The 2,128-nt window shown below is 65.9% G+C and carries 2 protein-coding genes and 1 pseudogene; all 3 read left to right on the forward strand.

All coding sequences use genetic code 11. The features are described from left to right. Window positions 1-188, forward strand: a pseudogene (locus ACIRL2_RS51335) (sugar ABC transporter substrate-binding protein); the annotation flags it as partial. 44 nt (window positions 189-232) lie between these two features. Further along, window positions 233-1,147, forward strand: coding sequence for a carbohydrate ABC transporter permease (locus ACIRL2_RS51340; RefSeq protein ID WP_402242703.1), 915 nt, complete (start codon window positions 233-235; stop codon window positions 1,145-1,147). Next, the gene (locus tag ACIRL2_RS51345) at window positions 1,144-2,079 is read left to right on the forward strand and encodes a carbohydrate ABC transporter permease (RefSeq protein ID WP_402242705.1); all 936 of its coding nucleotides are present in this window, start codon (window positions 1,144-1,146) and stop codon (window positions 2,077-2,079) included. The genes ACIRL2_RS51340 and ACIRL2_RS51345 overlap by 4 nt, the downstream gene beginning before the upstream one ends. The last annotated feature ends 49 nt before the right edge of the window (window positions 2,080-2,128 follow it).

Consider the following 2,128-nt stretch of genomic DNA (forward strand, 5'->3'; position numbering starts at 1 on the left):
GCCTCAAGCCGTACATCGACCTGCTCCCGAAGGCGAAGTTCTACCCGCTCAACGACGTCGCGTGGGACGTGCTCTCGCCCAAGATCAAGGAGCAGTTGGGCAGCGCGGTCTCCGGCAAGTCGCCCAAGGACGTGCTGGACCAGCTCCAGAAGGAAGCCGAAGCGGCGGTCGCGCAGCAGAAGAGCTGACGCACCACAGATACGTCCGAGCACCGAAGGAGGAGGACGGCCCCGTGGCCGAAACCGCCGTACGCAGAGCGCCTTCCGTCGTCACCAGAGTCAAGAAGGCGCTGGCCCCGCTGCCGTGGATCGGCCCGGCCGTCCTCCTGATCGGTGTCGTGGTCCTGTGGCCCGTGGTCGTGATGGTCTGGAGTTCCTTCCAGCGCATCCGTCGCACCGGCATCGTGGTGGGATCCAACGGCACCGACAACTACACCAAGCTGTTCGACGAGCCGGACTTCGTGGCCGTGCTGTGGAACACCGTGGTCTGGGTGCTGGTGGTCGTGGCCGTCACGCTCGTGTTGTCGCTGTTCCTGGCGCAACTGTTCAACCAGCACTTCCCCGGCCGGCGGTTCGCCCGCTGGGCGATGATCGTGCCGTGGGCGGCCTCGGTCTTCATGACCGCCGTCGTCTTCAAATGGATGCTGCACGAGAGCCACGGCGCGATCAACACGCTCATGGTCGACCTGCACCTGATGGACGCCGGCAAGGACTGGCTCGGCAGGCCGTCCACCGCGATGCCGTGGATGATGGCGGTCGCCGTCTTCGTGTCCCTGCCGTTCACCACCTACACCCTGCTCGCGGGCCTGCAGACCGTGCCCGGCGAGGTGTACGAGGCGGCCAAGATCGACGGCGCGTCCACCTGGCGCACCTACCTGTCGATCACCCTCCCGCTGCTCAGGCCCGCGATCCTGGTCGCGGTGGTGATCAACCTGATCAACGTCTTCAACTCGTTCCCGATCATCTGGGCGATGACCAACGGCGGACCGGGCTACGAGACCGCGACGACCACGGTGTTCATGTACCAGCTCAAGGCGTCCGACATCGGCGAGAGCGCCGCGATGTCCGTGGCCAACTTCGCGATGATCATCGTCCTGGTCGCGTTCTTCCTCGTCGTCAGCCGCGGGAACAAGGAGACCGACCGATGAGCACGAGCACCGCCGCCGGCCGCAAGCCCGACACCCGCGCCACCGGAAGGCAATCCCCGGGCGCCTCCGCCGGCGGGAAGGGGCCCGGAAGAAGGAAGTCCGTGCTCGGGGGCTCGAAGTACAGCCACAAACAGTTGTGGTTCGGCGCGCTCGCGTGGGTGATCGCGATCGTCTTCGTCGCCCCCTACATCGAGATGGGCATCACCGCGCTGCGGCCCAAGGACGAACTGACCGGCGACGGCTACCTGCCCTCGAGGTTCGAATGGGCCAACTTCGTCGACGTGTGGGACAAGTCCACCCTCGGCGACAACCTCAAGGTCTCGCTCCTGGTCGCCGGCATGTCCACCCTCCTGGTGCTGGTGGTCTCCCTGCCCGCGGCGTACTACACCGCGCGCAAACGCTTCCGCGGCCGGGGCGTGTTCCTGATGCTCGTGCTCGTCACCCAGATGTTCCAGCCCACCTCACTGCTGGTGGGCCTGTACCGCGAGTTCTACATCCTGGACCTGCTCGACTCGTACTGGGCGCTCGTCCTGGTCAACGGCGCGTTCAACCTGGCCTTCTCGGTGTGGATCCTGACCGCCTACTTCAGCGCGATCCCGGTCGAGCTGGAGGAGGCCGCGATGATCGACGGTGCCTCCCGTCTCGGGGCACTGCGCAGGGTCACCCTCCCCCTGGCCATGCCCGGCATCGTCACGGCGGTCATCTTCACCTTCATCGCCGCGTGGAACGAATTCACCGTGGCACTCGTGCTGGTGACCACACCGGACAAACAACCCCTCACCGTCGGCATCAACAGCTTCCTCGGCGCCTACCGCGTCGAATGGCAATACCTGTTCGCGGGATCGGTGGTGGCCATCGTGCCGGTCGTGATCCTGTTCGCCTACATCGAGAAGCACGTCGTATCGGGCCTGACCGCCGGATCGGTCAAGTAACCCGGACGACCCACGGCCCGGGACGACCCCGGGAAACACGAAGCCCACA

Origin of the sequence: Embleya sp. NPDC127516 (genome assembly GCF_044765325.1) — a bacterium.
In the GTDB taxonomy this organism is placed as follows: Bacteria; Actinomycetota; Actinomycetes; order Streptomycetales; family Streptomycetaceae; genus Embleya.